Annotated in this window: 15 protein-coding genes, 1 pseudogene and 2 riboswitches; of the genes and pseudogenes, 12 read left to right on the top strand and 4 right to left on the bottom strand. The window is 69.6% G+C overall.

Features of this window, described 5'->3' with window-relative positions; all coding sequences use genetic code 11:
* The first annotated feature begins 22 nt into the window (after nucleotides 1-22).
* The 3 genes from AB0M54_RS11330 to AB0M54_RS11320 are packed head-to-tail and all read left to right on the top strand — an operon-like array spanning nucleotide 23 to nucleotide 2,227.
* On the top strand, nucleotides 23-316 hold the full coding sequence (locus AB0M54_RS11330; protein ID WP_364322570.1) for a type II toxin-antitoxin system VapB family antitoxin: 294 nt from the start codon (nucleotides 23-25) through the stop codon (nucleotides 314-316).
* Nucleotides 313-1,482: an acyl-CoA dehydrogenase family protein gene (locus AB0M54_RS11325; RefSeq protein WP_364470479.1), complete on the top strand. Its 1,170-nt coding sequence runs from the start codon at nucleotides 313-315 to the stop codon at nucleotides 1,480-1,482. Before AB0M54_RS11330 ends, AB0M54_RS11325 begins: the two co-directional genes overlap by 4 nt.
* 28 nt (nucleotides 1,483-1,510) lie before the next feature.
* On the top strand, nucleotides 1,511-2,227 hold the full coding sequence (locus AB0M54_RS11320; protein ID WP_364470477.1) for a DUF4230 domain-containing protein: 717 nt from the start codon (nucleotides 1,511-1,513) through the stop codon (nucleotides 2,225-2,227).
* A 16-nt stretch (nucleotides 2,228-2,243) separates the two neighbouring features.
* Here AB0M54_RS11320 and AB0M54_RS11315 read toward each other — a convergent pair whose 3' ends face one another.
* Nucleotides 2,244-2,432 (bottom strand): PspC domain-containing protein, encoded by a 189-nt coding sequence (locus tag AB0M54_RS11315; RefSeq protein ID WP_364322576.1) that lies wholly within the window; start codon nucleotides 2,430-2,432, stop codon nucleotides 2,244-2,246.
* A 146-nt stretch (nucleotides 2,433-2,578) separates the two neighbouring features.
* Here AB0M54_RS11315 and AB0M54_RS11310 point away from each other — a divergent pair.
* The 7 genes and pseudogenes from AB0M54_RS11310 (at nucleotide 2,579) to AB0M54_RS11280 (ending at nucleotide 12,643) form a co-directional block, all read left to right on the top strand.
* Nucleotides 2,579-4,558: pseudogene (locus AB0M54_RS11310) on the top strand (CDP-glycerol glycerophosphotransferase family protein).
* Nucleotides 4,559-4,680: 122 nt separating this feature from the next.
* The gene (locus AB0M54_RS11305; RefSeq protein WP_364470475.1) at nucleotides 4,681-5,979 is read left to right on the top strand and encodes an ATP-binding cassette domain-containing protein; all 1,299 of its coding nucleotides are present in this window, start codon (nucleotides 4,681-4,683) and stop codon (nucleotides 5,977-5,979) included.
* A gap of 334 nt (nucleotides 5,980-6,313) precedes the next feature.
* Nucleotides 6,314-7,813: a hypothetical protein gene (locus AB0M54_RS11300; protein ID WP_364470473.1), complete on the top strand. Its 1,500-nt coding sequence runs from the start codon at nucleotides 6,314-6,316 to the stop codon at nucleotides 7,811-7,813.
* 132 nt (nucleotides 7,814-7,945) lie between these two features.
* The gene (locus AB0M54_RS11295) at nucleotides 7,946-8,833 is read left to right on the top strand and encodes a hypothetical protein (protein WP_364470471.1); all 888 of its coding nucleotides are present in this window, start codon (nucleotides 7,946-7,948) and stop codon (nucleotides 8,831-8,833) included.
* 46 nt (nucleotides 8,834-8,879) lie between these two features.
* The gene (locus AB0M54_RS11290) at nucleotides 8,880-9,398 is read left to right on the top strand and encodes an ATP-binding protein (RefSeq protein WP_364322584.1); all 519 of its coding nucleotides are present in this window, start codon (nucleotides 8,880-8,882) and stop codon (nucleotides 9,396-9,398) included.
* Between the two features lie 79 nt (nucleotides 9,399-9,477).
* A complete protein-coding gene (locus AB0M54_RS11285) occupies nucleotides 9,478-10,218 on the top strand; it encodes a beta-phosphoglucomutase family hydrolase (RefSeq protein ID WP_364322674.1) in 741 nt (246 codons plus the stop codon).
* A 55-nt stretch (nucleotides 10,219-10,273) separates the two neighbouring features.
* Entirely contained in the window at nucleotides 10,274-12,643 is a 2,370-nt protein-coding gene (locus AB0M54_RS11280) for a glycoside hydrolase family 65 protein (protein ID WP_364322586.1), read from the top strand.
* A 54-nt stretch (nucleotides 12,644-12,697) separates the two neighbouring features.
* Here AB0M54_RS11280 and AB0M54_RS11275 read toward each other — a convergent pair whose 3' ends face one another.
* Entirely contained in the window at nucleotides 12,698-13,738 is a 1,041-nt protein-coding gene (locus AB0M54_RS11275) for a hypothetical protein (protein ID WP_364322588.1), read from the bottom strand.
* 3 nt (nucleotides 13,739-13,741) lie between these two features.
* Nucleotides 13,742-13,881: riboswitch (cyclic di-AMP (ydaO/yuaA leader) on the bottom strand.
* A gap of 263 nt (nucleotides 13,882-14,144) precedes the next feature.
* Nucleotides 14,145-14,285, top strand: a riboswitch (cyclic di-AMP (ydaO/yuaA leader).
* Between the two features lie 2 nt (nucleotides 14,286-14,287).
* On the opposite strand from AB0M54_RS11275, the gene AB0M54_RS11270 reads away from it, so the two are divergent.
* Nucleotides 14,288-15,331, top strand: coding sequence for a hypothetical protein (locus AB0M54_RS11270; RefSeq protein ID WP_364322590.1), 1,044 nt, complete (start codon nucleotides 14,288-14,290; stop codon nucleotides 15,329-15,331).
* Between the two features lie 30 nt (nucleotides 15,332-15,361).
* Here the strand turns inward: AB0M54_RS11270 and AB0M54_RS11265 are convergent, their stop codons facing one another.
* Together AB0M54_RS11265 and AB0M54_RS11260 are read right to left on the bottom strand one after the other, a co-directional pair.
* Complete coding sequence (locus AB0M54_RS11265) at nucleotides 15,362-16,141, bottom strand: ABC transporter ATP-binding protein (RefSeq protein WP_364322592.1); 780 nt, start codon at nucleotides 16,139-16,141, stop codon at nucleotides 15,362-15,364.
* Nucleotides 16,134-17,033, bottom strand: coding sequence for an ABC transporter permease (locus AB0M54_RS11260; protein WP_364322594.1), 900 nt, complete (start codon nucleotides 17,031-17,033; stop codon nucleotides 16,134-16,136). Before AB0M54_RS11260 ends, AB0M54_RS11265 begins: the two co-directional genes overlap by 8 nt.
* A gap of 172 nt (nucleotides 17,034-17,205) precedes the next feature.
* On the opposite strand from AB0M54_RS11260, the gene AB0M54_RS11255 reads away from it, so the two are divergent.
* On the top strand, nucleotides 17,206-17,811 hold the full coding sequence (locus AB0M54_RS11255) for a TetR/AcrR family transcriptional regulator (protein ID WP_364322596.1): 606 nt from the start codon (nucleotides 17,206-17,208) through the stop codon (nucleotides 17,809-17,811).
* The last annotated feature ends 50 nt before the right edge of the window (nucleotides 17,812-17,861 follow it).

Genomic DNA, 17,861 nt, shown 5'->3' with positions numbered 1-17,861 from the left:
GGTCGGAAGGGAGCGTGCCGTCGTGATCTTCAAAGGCGTCCGGGACGGAGCTCCGTACCCCGACCACAACACGACGCTGAAGGACTGGGCCGAGATCCCGCCCCGACCCATCCGTCTGGCCGACCTGATCACCACGAAACGCGAGCTAGCGCTGGACAAGCTGCTGGCTGAGGACTCGACGTTCTACGGTGACCTGTTCCCACACGTCGTGGAGTACCGCGGCTCGCTCTACCTGGAGGACGGCCTGCACCGGGCCCTCCGGGCGGCGCTTCAGCAGCGCAACCAGATCCACGCCCGGGTGCTGGTCGTGCCATGACCGCCCCGCTCGATCTTCTCGACCTGAGCGAGCTGCTCAGCGACGAGGAGCGCGACATCCGCGACCTGGTCCGCCGGGTCGCCGACGACCGGGTCCGCCCCCAGGTCGCCGAGTGGTACGAGCAGGGCACGGTTCCGGTCCGCGACCTGGCCCGCGAGTTCGGCAAGCTCGGCCTGCTCGGCATGCATCTGGAGGGGTACGGCTGCGTCGGCGCCTCGGCCGTGCAGTACGGCCTGGCCTGCATGGAGCTCGAGGCGGCCGACTCCGGCGTGCGTTCGCTGGTCAGCGTGCAGGGTTCGCTGGCGATGTTCGCTCTTCACGCCTATGGATCGGACGAGCAGAAGCAGCGGTGGCTGCCCGGCATGGCGGCCGGCGAGCTGATCGGCTGCTTCGGGCTGACCGAGCCCGACCACGGTTCCGACCCGGCCAACATGTCCACCCGGGCCCGCCGCGACGGCGACGACTGGGTCCTCACCGGCGGCAAGATGTGGATCACCAACGCGCCGGTGGCCGACGTGGCGGTGATCTGGGCCCGGGCCGACGAGGGTGTGTACGGCTTCGCGGTGCCGGCCGACACGCCCGGGTTCGCCGCCCGCGAGATCCGGCACAAGATGTCGCTGCGTGCGTCCAGCACCGGCGAGATCACCCTCGACGAGGTACGCCTGCCCGGGTCGGCCCGGCTGCCCGGGGCGCGCGGCCTGAAGGCGCCGCTCTCCTGCCTGACCGAGGCGCGATTCGGCATCATCTGGGGCGCTCTGGGCGCGGCTCGTGACTGCCTGCACACGGCCATCGACTATGCGACGAGCCGTGAGCAGTTCGGCCGGCCGATCGCCGGCTTCCAGCTGACCCAGGCCAAGCTGGCCGACATGGCCCTCGAGCTGCAGAAGGGCTTCCTGCTGGCGCTCCATCTGGGCCGGCGCCGGGACGCGGCCGGGGCCCTGCGCCCCGAGCAGGTGAGCGTGGGCAAGCTCAACAACGTCCGCGAGGCGATCGCGATCGCGCGGCAGTGCCGGACGATCCTCGGCGGCAACGGGATCTCCGGCGAATACCCGGTGATGCGGCACGCCAACAACCTCGAGAGCGTGCTCACGTACGAGGGAACCTCGGAGATCCATCAGCTGGTGATCGGCCAGGCATTGACGGGTCTGAACGCGTTCGCGGGCTAAATGGCCCGATCGGCCTTACCGTGAAGACATGGCTGAGGTAGAGGAAACCACCCGCGAGTTTCCGCCCGTCGAGCCGCCGGACCAGACGCCGGTCGAGCGCCGGCGCGGCGGCCTGCGTGTTCTCGCCTTCACCGGCGTGGTCTTCGCCGTGCTGATCGGGCTGTGTTTCGGGATGCGGGCGCTCAACGTGCTGCCCGGTTTCGACAACCCGTTCGACGACCAGGAGACCGACCGCAGCCAGCCGGTGCTGCTCCAGTCGATGCGCGACCTGAGCCGGTACGTGGCCGCCGACGGCACCTTCCAGGTCATCGTCGACCTGCAGCAGAACAAGGAGAACATCCCGGACTTCCTGATCAACCAGCGCACGCTGTTCGTCGGGTCGGGCACGGTCGAGGCCTACGTGGACTTCGGCACGCTGGCCGACGGCGCGCTGGTCGTGGACGAGAAGTACAAGTCCGTGCGGATCACGCTGCCGCCGCCGCAGTTGTCGCAGGCGGCGCTCGACATGGAACGCAGCTATGTGGTGGCCGAGGAGCGTGGTCTGCTCAACCGGATCGGCGACGCCTTCAAGGCCGACCCGAACAAGCAGCAGCGGGTCTACCAGGAGGCGCAGAAGCGGATCACCGAGGCCGCCCGGGGCAGCGAACTGGACGAGCGGGCGAGGGAGAACACCCAGAAGATGCTGGAGTCTCTCCTCACCCGGCTCGGCTACACCTCGGTCACGGTCACCTTCGGCAGCCCCTGACGGCCGGCCGCCGGGGTCAGACCTCCTGCGGCAGCATGACCCAGAGGATGATGTAGATCAGGATCTGCGGGCCGGGCAGCAGGCAGGAGAGCACGAAGATCAGGCGCATGATGTTGCTGGAGATGCCGAAGCGGCGGGCCAGGCCGGAGCACACACCGGCGATCCAGCGGTCGTTCCGGGGGCGGGACAGGCGGCGGGTCGTCACGGCAACTCACTCCTTCGGATCGGCCGCGGCGCGGTGCCGCGACCTCCTTCCACGGTAGGAATCCCGGGCGCGTCCCGCCTCGGGTGAACCCCGTAGATCTGGACACGGGGGTTCCCTGATGTGCGGACTTGCTAACCTCGGCTCCGATGACGCTGCTCAGCGTGGTGCTTCCAGTACACAGAGTGCAGGGCTATCTGGCCGAATGCCTCGACTCGCTGCTCGGCCCAGCCGGCGCCGACCTGGAGATCGTCGCGGTCGACGACGGCTCGCCGGACGGCAGCGGCGCCATCCTCGCCACCTACGCCGGGCGTGATCCCCGGGTCCGGGTGCTGACCCTGCCGGCCAACGTCGGCCTGGGCCGGGCCCGCAACGCCGGGCTGGACGCGGCCCTCGGCGACTACGTGTGGTTCGTGGACAGCGACGACCGGGTGGCGCCCGGCGCGCTGGGCGCGATCGCCCGCCGGCTCCGGGACGCCGACCCCGACGTGCTCTTCGTCGGGTTCGACCGGGTGCACTGGGACGGACGGGTCGAGCCGGGGTCGGGGCGGGACGTCCTGGCGGCGGCGCCGGAGGGCTTCACCGCCGAGGCGTACCCCGAGATCCTCGACGTTCTGCACGTGGCCTGGAACAAGGTGGTGCGGCGGGAGCTGCTGGTCAAGCGAGAGATCCGGTTCGCGCCGGGCTGGTACGAGGACGTCTCGTTCACCTACCCGCTGCTGGCCGTGGCCGAGCGGATCAGCGTGCTGCCGCGGGTGTGCGTGCACTACCGGCAGCGGCGGACCGGGCGATCACCCGGACCCTGGACGATCGCCACTTCCAGGTCTTCGACCAGTGGGCCGACGCGCTGGCCGCGGTGTCCGAGCACGCCGGCCCGGACCTGCGGAGGCGGCTGGTCCGCCGGATGGTCTGGCACGGCCTGGTCGTGCTGGCCAACCCCGAGCGGGTGCCGCGCCGGTCGCGGCGACGATTCTTCGCCCGGCTCCACGACGAGGTGGTGCGGCAGGGGAGCTACCCGCGGCCCGGCGGTGGCGAGGGTGTCCGGCACCGGCTCGTGGCGCGCGGCCACTGGCCGGCCTATCGGGCGTACGACCTGATGGCGGCCGTGGCACACCGGGTGGCCGCGCTCCGGGGGCGGGCCGGGAAGGCGCGGCAGGCCGTCTACCGCGGCTACTACCGGTTCCACCTGCGGCGGCCGATCGATCCGCGGCTCGCCGTGTACGCCGCGTACTGGTACCGCGGGGTCGCCTGCAACCCGGCCGCCATCGCGGCCGCCGCCGAGCGCCTCCGGCCCGACATCCGCGGCGTCTGGGTGGTCAGCCGGGGTGCGGTGGCGTCGCTGAACGCACCACGGCACGCCGCTCAAGAAGATGGGCCTGGACCAGGTCGAGCATCCGGCCGGCGCGATGAACACCGACTTCGCGGCGCAGATGGCCCGGGCCGACCGCTGGGACTTCAGCCTCTCGGCCAACGCGCACACCACCGCGGCCTGGGCGCGGGCCTATCCGGCCCGGCACGAGACCCTCGAGGTGGGCTATCCGCGCAACGATCGCTTGGCGGTGGTCACGGCGGGCGAGATCGCGGGGGTACGCGCGAAGCTCGGCCTGGCGGCGGACGACCGCGTCGTGCTGTACGCCCCCACGCACCGCGAGTGGAAGCCGCCGGGCACGCCCGTCCTGGACGTCGAGGACCTGGCCGAGCGGCTGGGACCGGGGACGGTGCTGCTGGTGCGGTCGCACTACTTCCACGCTTCGGTGTGGTCGTCCTCGGGGCGGGTGGTGGACGTGTCGGCGTACCCGGTGGTGGAGGACCTCTATCTGGACGCCGACGTTCTCATAACGGACTATTCATCGGCGATGTTCGACTACGCGGTGCTGGACCGCCCGGTGGTGATCTTCGCGCCGGACTGGGCCGCCTATCGCGAGGTGCGCGGAGTTTATTTCGATCTGCTCGCACAACCTCCCGGATCGGTCGCAGTGACGTATTCGGAACTTTTGGCGACTATGCGATCGGAGTCCTATTCGGACCCGGAGGCGACCGCGGCAAGGGCGGCGTTCCGTGCGCGCTTCTGTGCCCTGGACGACGGACACGCGGCGGAACGGGTGGTTCAGCGGGTCATGCCTCCGTAGTCAAGTGATCACACTGGGCAAATGGAACGTTCGACCGATGGTTGAACGTCTATATCGCTGGTCACAGTGGTCGCGATCGCAGACCGTCATGGTCGCTGCTCAGGGACCGCAGGAGGCAGACGGTGTCCACCGTCAGTATCAACGACGTCACCAAAGTCTGGCCGGACGGAACGCTGGCGGTCGACCGGGTCAGCCTCGACGTGAAGCATGGCGAATTCATGGTCCTGCTCGGCCCGTCCGGATGCGGCAAGTCGACCGTTCTGCGGATGATCGCCGGGCTCGAGGACCCCACCGCCGGCGACATCCTGCTGAACGGCGAACCGGTTCTGGACGTGGCGCCCCGGGACCGCAAGATCGCGATGGTGTTTCAGGACTTCGCGCTCTATCCGCACATGAGCGTGAACGACAACATCGGCTTCCCGCTCAAGCTCTCCGGCATCGAACCGCAGCAGCGCGGCGAGCAGGTCGGCAACGTGGCGAGCGCGCTGGGCATCGGCGACGTGCTGGCCCGCAGGCCCAGCCAGCTCTCCGGCGGGCAGCGGCAGCGGGTGGCGATGGGCCGGGCGATCGTCCGCCGGCCGGAGCTCTTCCTGATGGACGAGCCGCTGTCCAACCTGGACAGCGGGCTGCGGGCCGAACTGCGGGCGGAGATCACCGGGCTGACCCGGGAACTGGGCGTCACCACCATGTACGTGACCCACGACCAGGCCGAGGCGCTGACCATGGCCGACCGGGTGGCGATCCTGCGCAAGGGCGTCCTGCAGGACATCGGGACACCGACCGAGGTGTACGGCCGGCCCGCCACCCTGTACGTCGCCGCGTTCCTCGGCGCGCCCCGGATGAACCTGCTGGAGGCGCAGGTCTACGTCCACCTCGACCGGTACATCGCCCTCAACTTCGGGGAGCAGGCCCTCTACCTGCCGTGGACCGACATCCGGGCCCGGGCCGTGGCGCGCTACCACGGCGAGCGGATCGTGGTCGGGATGCGGGCCGAGGCCCTCACGCCGGTCGCCCCCGACGCCCCCGGCGACGTGATGCACGGGCGGATCCGCTACCTCGAGCACCACGGCCACGAGTCGCTGGCGTTCCTGGACATCGGCGCCACCGCGATCGTGGTCGACGAGATGGGCCAGGCGGCGCACGAGAACGCGACCGAGGAGCCGGGCACCCTGCGCAAGATCGGCGGCGCGCTGTCCCGGCTGACCGGACGCGGCACGGCGGCGGCCGCGGTACAGGACCCGGAGCAGACCAGCGTCCTCGGCGACAACGGCCGCCACCACCGCCGCCCCGCCGAACTGGCCGTACGCCTGGCCCCCTACCCCGCCGTCTCACCCGGTCACCCCTTGGCGGTGTCCGTCCGCATGGACGCCCTGCATTTCTTCGACGACAAGGGCGACCGCATCGACGTCGGCTGGCGATAGCCAGGGGTTTGGCGCGAAGCGCCGAAGGGTGACCGTTTACGCACGTGGAGCGAAGCGACCCTCGGCGGGAGCGACGGTCGGGACCACCCACCCGGCTACGACCTCATGCCCTTGATCCTGATTTGAGGCCCTGTGCCGCCGCCACCTGGCACAGGGCCCGGCTCATCCCGCCAGATGAGCCTTTCCGGACGTTAGCGCCTGAGCGCGCTCCGCTGGATGATCAATTGCAGCGTTCCCAGTGGACTGCAATCGGCCAGGACGGAGATCGCTTTCGGCCAATGCTGGACTTGCGAGTCATTGAGTGGATCTGTCATGGAGCGGTACCTTTGCGCCCGTGTCAGCCACGCCGGTCCGTGAGCGCATCAGCTGGCTGCTGCGTGTCAACCGGCGGCTCGCCCGGGACCCGCGGCTGAGGGCCGGCAAGGAGTTCGCGGCCGCGTTCCGGGCCGGCGGCGAGCGTCCCCTCGCGCCCTCCCAGGTCACCCGGTGGGAGGACGGCACGGTGGTGCCGCGGCGCGAGACCATCCGGCGGTACGAGGACCTGCTCGGCCTGGCGCCGCACTCGCTGACCGCGCTCAAGGACGCCGTCGACCGGGCGGCCGGGACGAGCCCGCTGATCATCGCCGCCGGCGCCGTGCCCGATCAGCGGCGCTTCCACGAGTTGCTCGAGCGGGCCACCACCGGCGAGCCGATGACCGGGCAGCGCTGGGGTGAGCTGAGCGAGCTGGTGCAGGCCTGCCCGGGGCTGGTGCTGCACCCGCCGGGGCTGTGGGAACGGGTCTCCCACCGGCTGCTCGGCGAGCTGGTGGTCGCCGAGGACACCGCCTGGCTGCAGCGGCAGGAGGCGATGAGCCGGCTGCTGGACCACCCGGACGCCGGCGTGCACGCGGTCGACGCGTGCATCAGCCTGGCCGTCGACCGCAGCACGCCGGTCGTGGTGGAGCCGCTGTCGCTGCTCGACGCCACCGCCCACCCGGACGCCAACCGGCACATCTGCCGGACCATCGCGGCCGCCGACGACGGCCGGTCGCTCTACGGCGCGCTGCTGGCCAGCGTCCGCAAGGTGCGGGCCGGGCACTTCACGCCGGACGAGCTCGGGCGGCTGGGCGCGTCGATGACCGGGCTGCTGGACGACTCGGTGCTGTCCCGCGACCTGCGCCCGCTGATCTTCGAGGTGGGCCGATCGCTGGCCGGCGGTCCCGCGCCCGGCGGGCCGGACCACACGCGCCCGCCCCGGCCGGTGGCGCGCCGGGCCGCGATCGTGGCGGCGGCCGAGGTGCTGCCCGGTCACGGACCCGACCCGGTGCTGACCGGTCTGGTCGACGACGCCCTGTTCAGCGCGAACCCGGACGACCGGATGCACGCGGCGATGTTCGTGGCGGCCACGCCGTACGCCCCGGCGGTCGCGACGGCGCTGCTGCAGGACGTGGTGGCCGACTTCCGGCGGCGCAGTGAGGCCGGGCTGGCGCCGACGCTGCGTACCCTCACGATCCTGGGCGCCACCGAGCACCGCACGCTGATCCGGCAGATCCTGACCGCGCCGGGGTCGAGCGAGGCGGCCCGGCACGCCGCGGCGTGGGCCACCCCGCACTGCGCCGGCGCCTTCGACGAGGACACCTGGCGGCGCATCCTGCAGACCCAGTTCGAGGCGTGGCAGCGCGCCCGGAGCGGTCTGGGCGAGCAGATCCTGCACGGGGTCACCTACGGCATGGGCACCGACGGCCACCGCACGCTGCTGGCCGAGGTGAGGGCCGATGACCGGCTCCCGACCAGCTCACGGACCACCGCGGCGTGGCTGCTCACCACCCCGGCGGTCATTCGCCCGGGTTCCTGAGTCTTCGTTCAGGCGATTAATGAAGGTCGTTGTTACCAACCCTTGACCTTTCGGTCTATGCTCCCTGGCACACGTCGGTGCGGTGCCGTATCGACGATGACGTTGCGACCTGTCGTTAAGGGGTGAACCGGCGTGGCCAAGACATCGGGATTGCTGGTTATCGAGCGCATCCTCCGGGACCGGCAAGGCATCTGGCAGCAAGTCGTCGAGGATCGTGATCTCACCAGGCTGACCGGCCAGATGCTGGTCAGCTCGGTGGTCGCGCTGGCCGTCTACGGCGCCGTCCTCGGCTCGTTCCACAGTGTGCAGATGGCGCTGACGTCGGCGGTGAAGCTGCCGCTGCTCTTCCTCGTCACGCTGGCGATCTGTCTGCCCACGCTCTATCTGTTCAATCTGGTCTTCGGTGCGCGGCTCAGTGTCCGGCAGTCGTTGTCGCTGGTCATGGTCGCGCTGACGGTGACCGCGATGCTCGCCCTGGCCTTCGCCCCGATCAGCCTGTTCTTCCTGATCACGGCGAACGACTACGGCTTCTTCAAGCTGCTCAACGTGGCCATCCTGGCGTTGTCGGCGCTGGTCGGCCTGCGCTTCCTGACCGGCGGCATGCGGGTGCTCAACGAGCACGGCCTGCTGTCGCCCGAGGTGAAGACCGAGGCCCGGCCCGAGATCAAGGACAACGCGGCGCCGGTCAGCCCGCCGGTGCCGGTGCTGGTCGCCGCGCTCGCCCCGGCCGAGGCGCCGGCCGCGCAGCAGCCCGTCCCGGTGCCCGGACCGCAGGCCCGGCCGTTCCCGCCGGGCACCCACCACCCGTACGCCCGGCCGCCGATGGCGCCCAAGCCGGCCGCGCCGCCCAGCATGACGCTGCTCTACATCTGGATCCTGCTCTTCGGCTTCGTCGGCACCCAGCTGGCGTGGACGCTGCGGCCGTTCTTCGGCAGCCCGGACATGAAGTTCAGCCTCTACCGGCAGCTCGACGGCAACTTCTACGCGGAGATCTTCCGGACCATCGCCGATCTCTTCTGAGGTCGCATCTGCCACCGGCGAGCAGACCCGCGTAGGCTGCTCGTCGGTGGACGAAACACGTGGGCGACGCCGTGACCTGGACGCAGTGCGTCCGGCAGCGTCGCGCGAGCGGGTCGCGACGGCCGCGGTCGCCGCCGACCTCTACGACCGTGTCTTCGGCGTCGACGACATCGCCGTCATCCGCCACGGCGTCCGGGCCTGGCTGCTCGACGCGGGTTTCGGCCCCGACCGGCTGCAGGCCTTCGTGCTGGCGATCAACGAGATCATCACCAACGTCGTGCTCCACGCGGGTGGCCGCGGGCGGGTCGTGCTGAGCCGGTCCGGTCAGTCCGTCTGGTGCACAATCACCGATTCCGGGCCGGGCATTCCGCTTCCCTACCAACGCCCGCCCGAGGCGCCGGACGTGTTCGATCTGGGCGGCCGGGGCATCTGGCTGGCGTACCGGCTGTGCGACGAGGTCAGCATGGCGACCGGTCCGATCGGCACCACGATCGGCCTGCGCATGGCCGGCCCGGCTGCTCACACCACGTCTGACCTGGTCAACGGCGGGTCGTCGACCGCCTGAAACCTCAGTGCAGCGCGCCGGAAACCTTGGGTGCCCCGTTGCGGCGTATCCACACGGCATGACGACTACATTGGGGCGCGTGCTCGGTCTTCCTCCTCACGTAACGGCCTGCCTCTTCGACCTCGACGGTGTGCTCACGCAGACCGCCCTCGTCCACAACGCAGCGTGGAAACAGACGTTCGACCAGTTCCTCGAGACCTGGTACGCACAGCGCGGCGAGCCCTACGTGCCGTTCGACTCCGGCGCCGACTACCACCAGTACGTCGACGGCCGGCAGCGCGCCGATGGAGTACGCACCTTCCTGTCCTCGCGAGGCATCACCCTGCCCGAGGGCAGCCCGGACGACGGTCCTGACGCCGAGACCGTCAACGGCATCGGCAACAAGAAGAACATCCTGGTCCTGGAGAAGATCCGGGAGGGCAAGGTGCAGGTCTACCCCGGATCGGTGGACTACCTGCGCGCCGCCCAGGAGGCCGGCCTGCGCCGTGCCGTCGTGTCGGCCAGCGCCAACTGCAAGGACGTCCTCGCGGCGGCCGGCATCACCGACTTCCTCGAGGTCCGGGTGGACGGCGTGGTGGCCCGCGAGCGCGGCCTGCCGGGCAAGCCGAAGCCGGACACGTTCCTCTACGCCGCCGAGCTGCTCGGCGTGCCCAAGGAGAACTGTGCCGTCTTCGAGGACGCGCTGGCCGGCGTCGAGGCGGGACGAGCCGGCGGTTTCGGGATCACCATCGGCGTCGATCGGGTGAACCAGGCCGAGGCGCTCAAGGCACACGGCGCCGACATCGTGGTTCAGGATCTGTCCGAACTCCTGACGCGCTAGGCGCGTACTTTCGCTCAGACTTTTGTCCTTCCTCAGTTCATCGAGAGGCACCACCGTGATCCGTGAACGGGCGTACCCCGTCGACCCTTGGCATATCCGGGAGACCCGGCTCGACCTGAATCTCCTGGCCCAGTCCGAATCGGTATTCGCGCTGGCCAACGGGCACATCGGGGTACGCGGCAACCTGGACGAGGGCGAGCCGCACGGCCTGCCCGGCACGTACCTGAACTCGTTCTACGAGCTGCGCCCGCTGCCGTACGCCGAGGCCGGCTACGGCTTCCCGGAGTCCGGCCAGACGATGGTCAACGTGACCAACGCCAAGCTCATGCGGCTGCTGGTCGACGACGAGCCGTTCGACGTCAGGTACGGCGACCTGCGCTCGCACGAACGTGTTCTGGATCTGCGGGCCGGCACCCTGGAGCGGACGGCCGAGTGGGTCTCGCCCTCCGGCCAGGCGATCCGCATCCGCACCGTCCGCCTGGTGTCGTTCACCCAGCGTGCCGTCGTGGCCATCCTGTACGAGGTGGAGCCGCTCGACCAGAGCGCGCGGCTGATCCTGCAGTCCGAGCTGGTGGCCAACGAGCAGCTGCCGCCGACCAGCAAGGACCCGCGGGTGGCGGCCGTGCTCGACCACCCGCTGCAGGCCGAGGAGATGCTCGAGCAGAAGACCGGCGGCCTGCTGGTGCACCGCACCAAGGCCAGCGACCTGCGGATGGCCGCGGCGATGGAGCACCTGGTCGAGACGCCGGGCAAGCACGCCATCACCACCGAGGGCCACCCGGACTGGCTGCGGACCACGGTCGCCTGCAAGCTCGAGCCGGGTCAGAAGCTGCGGGTGGTCAAGCTGGCCGCCTACGGCTGGTCCAGCCACCGCTCGCTGCCCGCCGTCCGCGACCAGGTCGGCGGCGCGCTGGCCAGTGCCCGGCTGGACGGCTGGGAGGGGCTGGTCGACGCACAGCGGGAATACCTGGACGCGTTCTGGGACCACTCCGACGTGCAGGTCGAGGGCGACCCCGAGGTGCAGCAGGCGGTCCGCTTCGGGCTGTTCCACACGCTCCAGGCGGGCGCCCGGGCCGAGCAGCGGCCGATCGGCTCCAAGGGGCTCACCGGACCGGGCTACGACGGCCACACGTTCTGGGACGCCGAGACCTTCGTGCTCCCGGCGCTGACCTACACCCAGCCGTCCGCCGCGGCCGACGTGCTGCGCTGGCGACACTCCACGCTGGACCTGGCCCGGGAGCGGGCACAGACGCTGGGCCTGCAGGGCGCGGCGTTCCCGTGGCGGACGATCCGCGGTCAGGAGTGCTCGGCGTACTGGCCGGCCGGCACCGCGGGCTTCCACATCGGGGCCGACATCGCCGACGCGGTGCGCCGCTACGTGCAGGCCACCGGCGACGACGACTTCGAGCGCGAGGTCGGCCTGGAGCTGCTGGTCGAGACCGCTCGGCTGTGGCGCTCGCTGGGCCACCACGACCGGCACGGCCGCTTCCACATCGACGGCGTGACCGGCCCGGACGAGTACACCGCCGTGGTGGACGACAACATCTACACCAACCTGATGGCGCAGCAGAACATGTTCTCGGCCGCCGAGGTGGCCAAGCGCCATCCCGAGGTGGCCCGCCGGCTCGGGGTCGACGACGAGGAGACGGCGTCCTGGCGGGACGCGGCGGCCGCCGTGCACATCCCGTACGACCGTGAGCTGGGCGTGCATCAGCAGTCGCAGGGCTTCACCCGGCTCCAGGAGTGGGACTTCGAGAACACCGCGCCCGAGGCGTACCCGCTGCTGCTGAACTACCCGTACTTCGACCTGTACCGCAAGCAGGTGGTCAAGCAGGCCGACCTGGTGATGGCGATGTACGTGCGCGGCGACGCGTTCACGCCGGAGGAGAAGGCGCGCAACTTCGCCTACTACGACGCGCGTACGGTCCGGGACTCGTCGCTGTCCGCCTGCATCCAGGCGGTGATGGCGGCCGAGGTGGGCTTCCTCGAGCTGGCCCACGACTATCTGGGCGAGGCCGCCCTGATGGACCTGCACGACCTGCACCAGAACGCGCGGGACGGCGTGCACGTGGCGTCGCTGGCCGGGTCCTGGATCGCGCTCGTGGCCGGCCTGGGCGGCATGCGTGACTTCAACGGTCAGCTGTCCTTCGCGCCGCGGCTGCCCAGCCGGATCACCAAGCTGGAGTTCTCGCTGCTCTGGCGGGGGCTGCGGCTGCGGGTCAACGTGACCGCCGACGAGGTGACCTACTCGCTGCGCAACGGGCAGGGCTCGTCCCGCCTCCAGCTCGTGCACCACGGCAAGGAGATCGAGGTGGTGCAGGGCAAGTCGATGACCGTGCCGATCCCGCCCGGGACACCGACCGGCCCGCCGCCGCAGCAGCCCGCCGGCCGTGCCCCGGTCCGGCGCGCGACCAGCGGCCACTGACGAAAAACCCCTGCTCTCCGGTTTCGGAGGGCAGGGGTTTTTTCTTCGTCACACCTAGAGCATCGACACGTGCACGTGGTCCTCGTGCGTGCTGACGCCGTGGTAGTTGCCCCAGCCGCGGGTCGGGAACCAGATCTGTTTGTTCCAGATCACATAGAGGATGCCGAGCCGGTCGGCGTTACGGACCAGGAACGCCATCAGGTCGTTGCCGTACTTCTTGGTGTCGGCGTTGTGGTATTTCGCGAAGCCCGACTTCTGCAGCGACCAGTCGCAGGCCCGGCCCTTGGGGTGTTCGAACGGGCCGCCGTTGCGGTGGCAGCCGACGAACCGGTCGAACCCGGCCTTCTTGACCTGCTGGTACATGTGCAGGGTGCGGGCGGTGATGCAGCCGCTGGTGGTCGGGTCCTTGACGTTGCAGCTCTGCGGGCCGAAGTCGCCGTTCTTGTCTCGCGGCGCAGGCTCGGCGACCTTGGACGTCGCGTCGACGAAGCCGTCGGTCAGCGAGCCGCCGACCAGGGCCAGCGCCTTGTCCGCCGCGTCCTTCTGCTTCTGCATCAGCACCATGTTGGCCTTCTGCTCCTTGACCTCCTGGTCGAGGCGGGCCTTGTTGCGGGCGACCTCGTCGATCGCCTCGTTCAGCTCGTGCAGCTTGTTGTCGTTCAGCGCGCTGAGCTCCTCGAGCGAGATCGCCCGGTCGAGGAAGCCGCCGGCGCCGGGGCTGTCGAGCAGGAAGCTGGCCGTGGACAGGCCGCCGTTGCGGTACTGCTGCCCGGCGATCCGGCCGACCTGGGGTAGCAGGAGATCGCGCTTGGCCTCCGCCTGCTTCACCTGCACCGAGAGGTTGAGCTGGGTCTTCGTCGACTTCTGCACCGCGGTCTTGGCGGCCAGGTAACGACGACCGGTGGAGTCGAGCACATCCTCCAGGAGCGCGTCCTGCTTGCCCTCCTCGGGCGCCTCGGCGGAACCGCTCTTCGTGGAGTTCTTGCCGTCACCCGGCTCGGCGCTCGCCGGTGACGCGGGTGCGAACACCGAAACGGTTACAGCGACGAGCGGTGCCAGGGCGAGGACCAGCCACCGGCGTGGGCTTGCCGTCATGCACAATCCTTCCGTGTAACCACCGGCCGAGTTAGCTGACGGGTTCGGGAGGGAAGCGCTCCCTACCGCGAGGTTCCGCGGATTCACCCCGGAGGAACATGGTTCCCCGGCTCGCCTTTCGGGCGATTAGGTGGTGGCCTGCCGGCACTTTGGGGGTAGTGCCTCCTGGCAGTGACCGGCGGCCAGCTTACCTGACGAAACGCCCGTCTTCAGCCCGCTGAACCGGTCAAAAGGCGTTATTGAGCAACGACTTTAGGTGACATTACCTGGTGACCTCACATCAATGTGAGTCGTCGCATTCTCACCGTAGTCGAAATAACTGATAGCACATGCCTAGTGGCTCTCAGTGCGAAGGTGGCGAATATCGGATTCGTAGGTATCGTTCCTGTCGGTCAGCGTTATCAAACGGTGATCGCCGCTCAATCGCCACACGGCGAGCCGGGGACCCAAATCCCAGGTAGTGGGGTGTATCCGCACTCGTTGCGGTAGGGAGCGCTTCCCTCCCGAACCCGTCAGCTAACCCGGTCGGCGGCCGACGGAAGGAACGGCATGAGGCAGAACTCTGTCCGGAAGCGACTGGCGTGCGCCCTCGCCATCGCAGTCGCGTTCGGCGGGCTCGCGGCCACCACCGTGGCGGGCCCGGCCCTGGCCGCGCCCCGGCCCCTGGCCGCACCGGGCGACAACGGCGACGACGGCGAAGGCGGCTCCAAGTCGCTGATCCAGCAGGTCGAGGCCGCGTCCAAGGGCTACGTGGACGCCAAGGAGGCGCTGGACACCTCCAAGGTCCGGCAGGCCAAGCTGGTCACCCGGATCAAGGAACTGGACAAAGAACTCGGTCCGCGGCAGGCCGAGCTCGACGAGATCGCCCGGCAGAGCTACCGCACCGGGCGGCTCGGGACGATGGGCGCGCTGATCAACGCGTCGGCCGGCGACTCGACCGGGATGCTCGACCGCGTGCAGATCCTGGAGACCGTCGCGGTCAAGCAGGACGCCGCGCTGCGGAACCTCAAGGACGCCCGGGACGAGCAGCTCCGGGCCAAGGCCGCGGTCGACGCCGAGATTGCCGACCAGCAGAAGCAGCTCACCGTGATGGCCAAGCGCAAGGCGCAGGCCGAGGGCGTGCTGAAGGCGGCCGGTCAGGGTCAGGACGCCGGGTCACCGGGTGGCGGCGGCAGCAGCGCCAAGGCCAGCCCGGGCGGCAACCTGAACGGCGGCTGCACGGTCAACGACCCGACCAGTGGCGGCTGCATCACGCCGCGCCTGCTGCACGCCATGAAGGAGGCGCAGGCTGACGGGTTCAACCACTACGTGCACTGCTTCCGCGAGCAGAACAGCGGCGAGCATCCGCTGGGCCGCGCCTGCGACTTCGCCGCCGACAAGGGTGGCTTCGGCGGCGACGCCACCGGCAGTAGCAAGACGTACGGCAACAACCTGGCGAACTACTTCATCAGCAACGCGAAGACGCTGGGTGTGCTCTACGTCATCTGGTTCCGGCGGATCTGGCTGCCCAGCAGCGGGTGGAAGTCGTACTCCGGTGCGGGCGGCGACCCGTCCACCGACCACACCAACCACGTGCATCTGTCGGTGAAGTAAGCCGGACGGGACACCAGGGGAGTACGCGACCTACTTGCTCATGAAGGTCGCGTACTCCTTCAGCACGTCCTCGGTCGGGCCGTCGGCCCGGATCACACCCGACTCCAGCCAGATGCTCCGCTCACAGGTGTCGCGGATGGTCGAGTCGCTGTGCGAGACCAGGAACACCGTGCCGGCGTCCGCGCGCAGGTCGCGGATGCGCTGCTCACTGCGCCGGCGGAACCGCGCGTCACCGGTGGCCAGCGCCTCGTCGATCAGCAGCACGTCGTGCTTCTTGGCCGCCGAGATCGAGAACCGCAGCCGGGCCGCCATGCCGGAGGAGTAGGTCCGCATCGGCATGGTGCTGAACTCGCCGCGCTCGTTGATGCCGGAGAAGTCGACGATCTCCTTCACCTTGGCCTTCGCGTCGGCCGGGGACATGCCCATGGCCAGGCAGCCGAGCATCACGTTGCGCTCGCCGGACAGGTCGTTCATCAGCACGGCGTTCACGCCCAGCAGCGAGGGCTGCCCGGCGGCGTAGACCGCGCCGCGCTCGGCCGGCATCAGCCCGGCGATCGCCCGCAGCAGCGTCGACTTGCCGGAGCCGTTGCTGCCGACCAGCCCGATCGCCTCGCCCTTGTAGGCCACGAAGCTGATGCCCTTGATCGCGTGCACCTCGCGGATGTTCGCCATCTTGGTCCGCGTCACCAGCCGCTTGAGGCTGGCGATCGGCGAGCCGGTGCCGGAGGCCGGCGAACCGTGCACCTTGTAGACCACGTGCGCGTCGTCGACGACGACGGTCGGTACGCGTTCCTCGGTCGGGTCAGCCACGCCCGTAGCCCTTCTCTCCGCGCCAGAAGTAGACGATGCCGACACTGAACATGAGCGCCGCCCAGACCCCGGCCTCGATCCAGAGCTGGGACACCGGGCTGGCGAGCTTCACGTTCTCCATCAGCGAGTGCCGCATCAGCTCGATGTAGACCAGCATCGGGTTGGCCTCGATCAGCCAGAGCTTCCACCCGTGCAGGTGGTCGGTGAACCGCTGGACCGGGTAGAGCACCGCCGAGCCGTACATCCAGACCCGGATGAAGAACGGGACCAACTGGCGGATGTCGGTCAGCTTGGAGCCGAGCCGGGCGCCGAAGAGGGCCAGCCCGCAGTTGAACGTGGCCAGGCAGGCCAGGATCAGCGGGACCAGCAACCACTCCACCGTGAGAGGCTCGCCGGTGGCCAGCACGATGATGAACAGCACGGTCATCGAGGCGGTCATGTTGCGCAGCTCGATCAGCAGGATCGAGATCGGCAGCGCGGCCCGGGGGAAGTGCAGCGCCCGGATCAGGCCCAGGTTGCCGTGGATCGAGCTGATGCCCGCCTGGGTGACCGTCTGCGTGAAGCCGAAGAGGAAGACCCCGGTGCAGAGGTACGCGATGAAGTTGCTGACATCGCCGCCCTTGGTGTTGAGCAGCACGCCGAAGATCAGGTAGTACACCGCGGCGTTCAGGATCGGCGTCATGACCTGCCACAACGTGCCGAGCCGGGTCTGGCCGAACGACGATGTGATGCGGGCGGCCGAATAGGCCGTGATGAAATGCCGGTACGCCCAGATCTCCCGGAAATAGGCCGGGAGGCTCGGCAGGGCGGCGGCCGAATGCAGGCCGTGCCGCGCGGCCAGCTCCTTGAGCGGGATGCCGGTGCCGGAATCGGCGACCGCCGTCTGGGGCATGAGGTGGCGCTCCGATCTGGTCGGTCCCGCGGATCTCCGGGACCAGGGGGATTTGCGCGACAACACGATAACCAGCTTCCGTCGACGAAACGCATTCGTATCGACGTACGAATGACGCTATCCGACCTAACGGCGGAACGCAACCGTTCCGTCGTAGCGCTATAGTCACCGTGTGGCGACAGTCAAGCGTGCACCGGCCGGGGCCGCCGTCCTCCGTGGGGACATCACGGTGGCGATCCGCAACGCGGTGATGAGTGAACTGGCCGAGGTCGGTTACGGCCGCCTGTCGATCGAGGCGGTGGCCCGCCGGGCCGGCGTCGGTAAGACCGCAATCTACCGCCGATGGGGCAACAAGCTCGAGATGGTCCTCGAGATCGTGTCCGATGTCGCAGGCCGGGCTGTCCCGTTGCCCGACACCGGCAGCTTCGCCGGCGATCTCCAGCTGCTGATGTTCATCGTGACCAAGGCGCTCCAGCACCAGATAGCGTCGCAGATCATCCCCGACCTGATGGCCGAGGCGTCGCGCAACCCGCAGATCGCCGCGACCCTGCAGAAGGCGCTGCGCACGCACCAGCAGGCGGTCGGCGACAAGCTGGTCGGCCAGGCCGTGGCCCGGGGTGAGCTGCCGGCCGGCGCCGACCCGGAACTGGCCGTCGACCTGATCCTCGGCCCGCTCTACTGGCGTCTCGCGGTCGCCCGCACCGAGCTCGGCGACGACTACCTGGAGAAGCTGACCTCGGCCGTGCTGGCCGCGTTGCGGAGCGGTCCGGAGAGCTGATCGGCCGGCATCGGCGCGGCTCAGGACCAGGGACGCGCCGAAGCCGACCG

The organism is Actinoplanes sp. NPDC051470 (assembly GCF_040682035.1).
Classification (GTDB): Bacteria; Actinomycetota; Actinomycetes; order Mycobacteriales; family Micromonosporaceae; genus Actinoplanes.
This window is presented reverse-complemented; position numbering and strand designations above follow the sequence as displayed.

Bases quoted from the DNA above. Each gene is read 5' to 3' on its own strand.
- AB0M54_RS11260 (WP_364322594.1), bottom strand. From the start codon at position 17,033: ATGCCCCAGACGGCGGTCGCCGATTCCGGCACCGGCATCCCGCTCAAG.
- AB0M54_RS11270 (WP_364322590.1), top strand. From the start codon at position 14,288: ATGAGGCAGAACTCTGTCCGGAAGCGACTGGCGTGCGCCCTCGCCATC.
- AB0M54_RS11325 (WP_364470479.1), top strand. From the start codon at position 313: ATGACCGCCCCGCTCGATCTTCTCGACCTGAGCGAGCTGCTCAGCGAC.
- AB0M54_RS11320 (WP_364470477.1), top strand. From the start codon at position 1,511: ATGGCTGAGGTAGAGGAAACCACCCGCGAGTTTCCGCCCGTCGAGCCG.
- AB0M54_RS11275 (WP_364322588.1), bottom strand. From the start codon at position 13,738: ATGACGGCAAGCCCACGCCGGTGGCTGGTCCTCGCCCTGGCACCGCTC.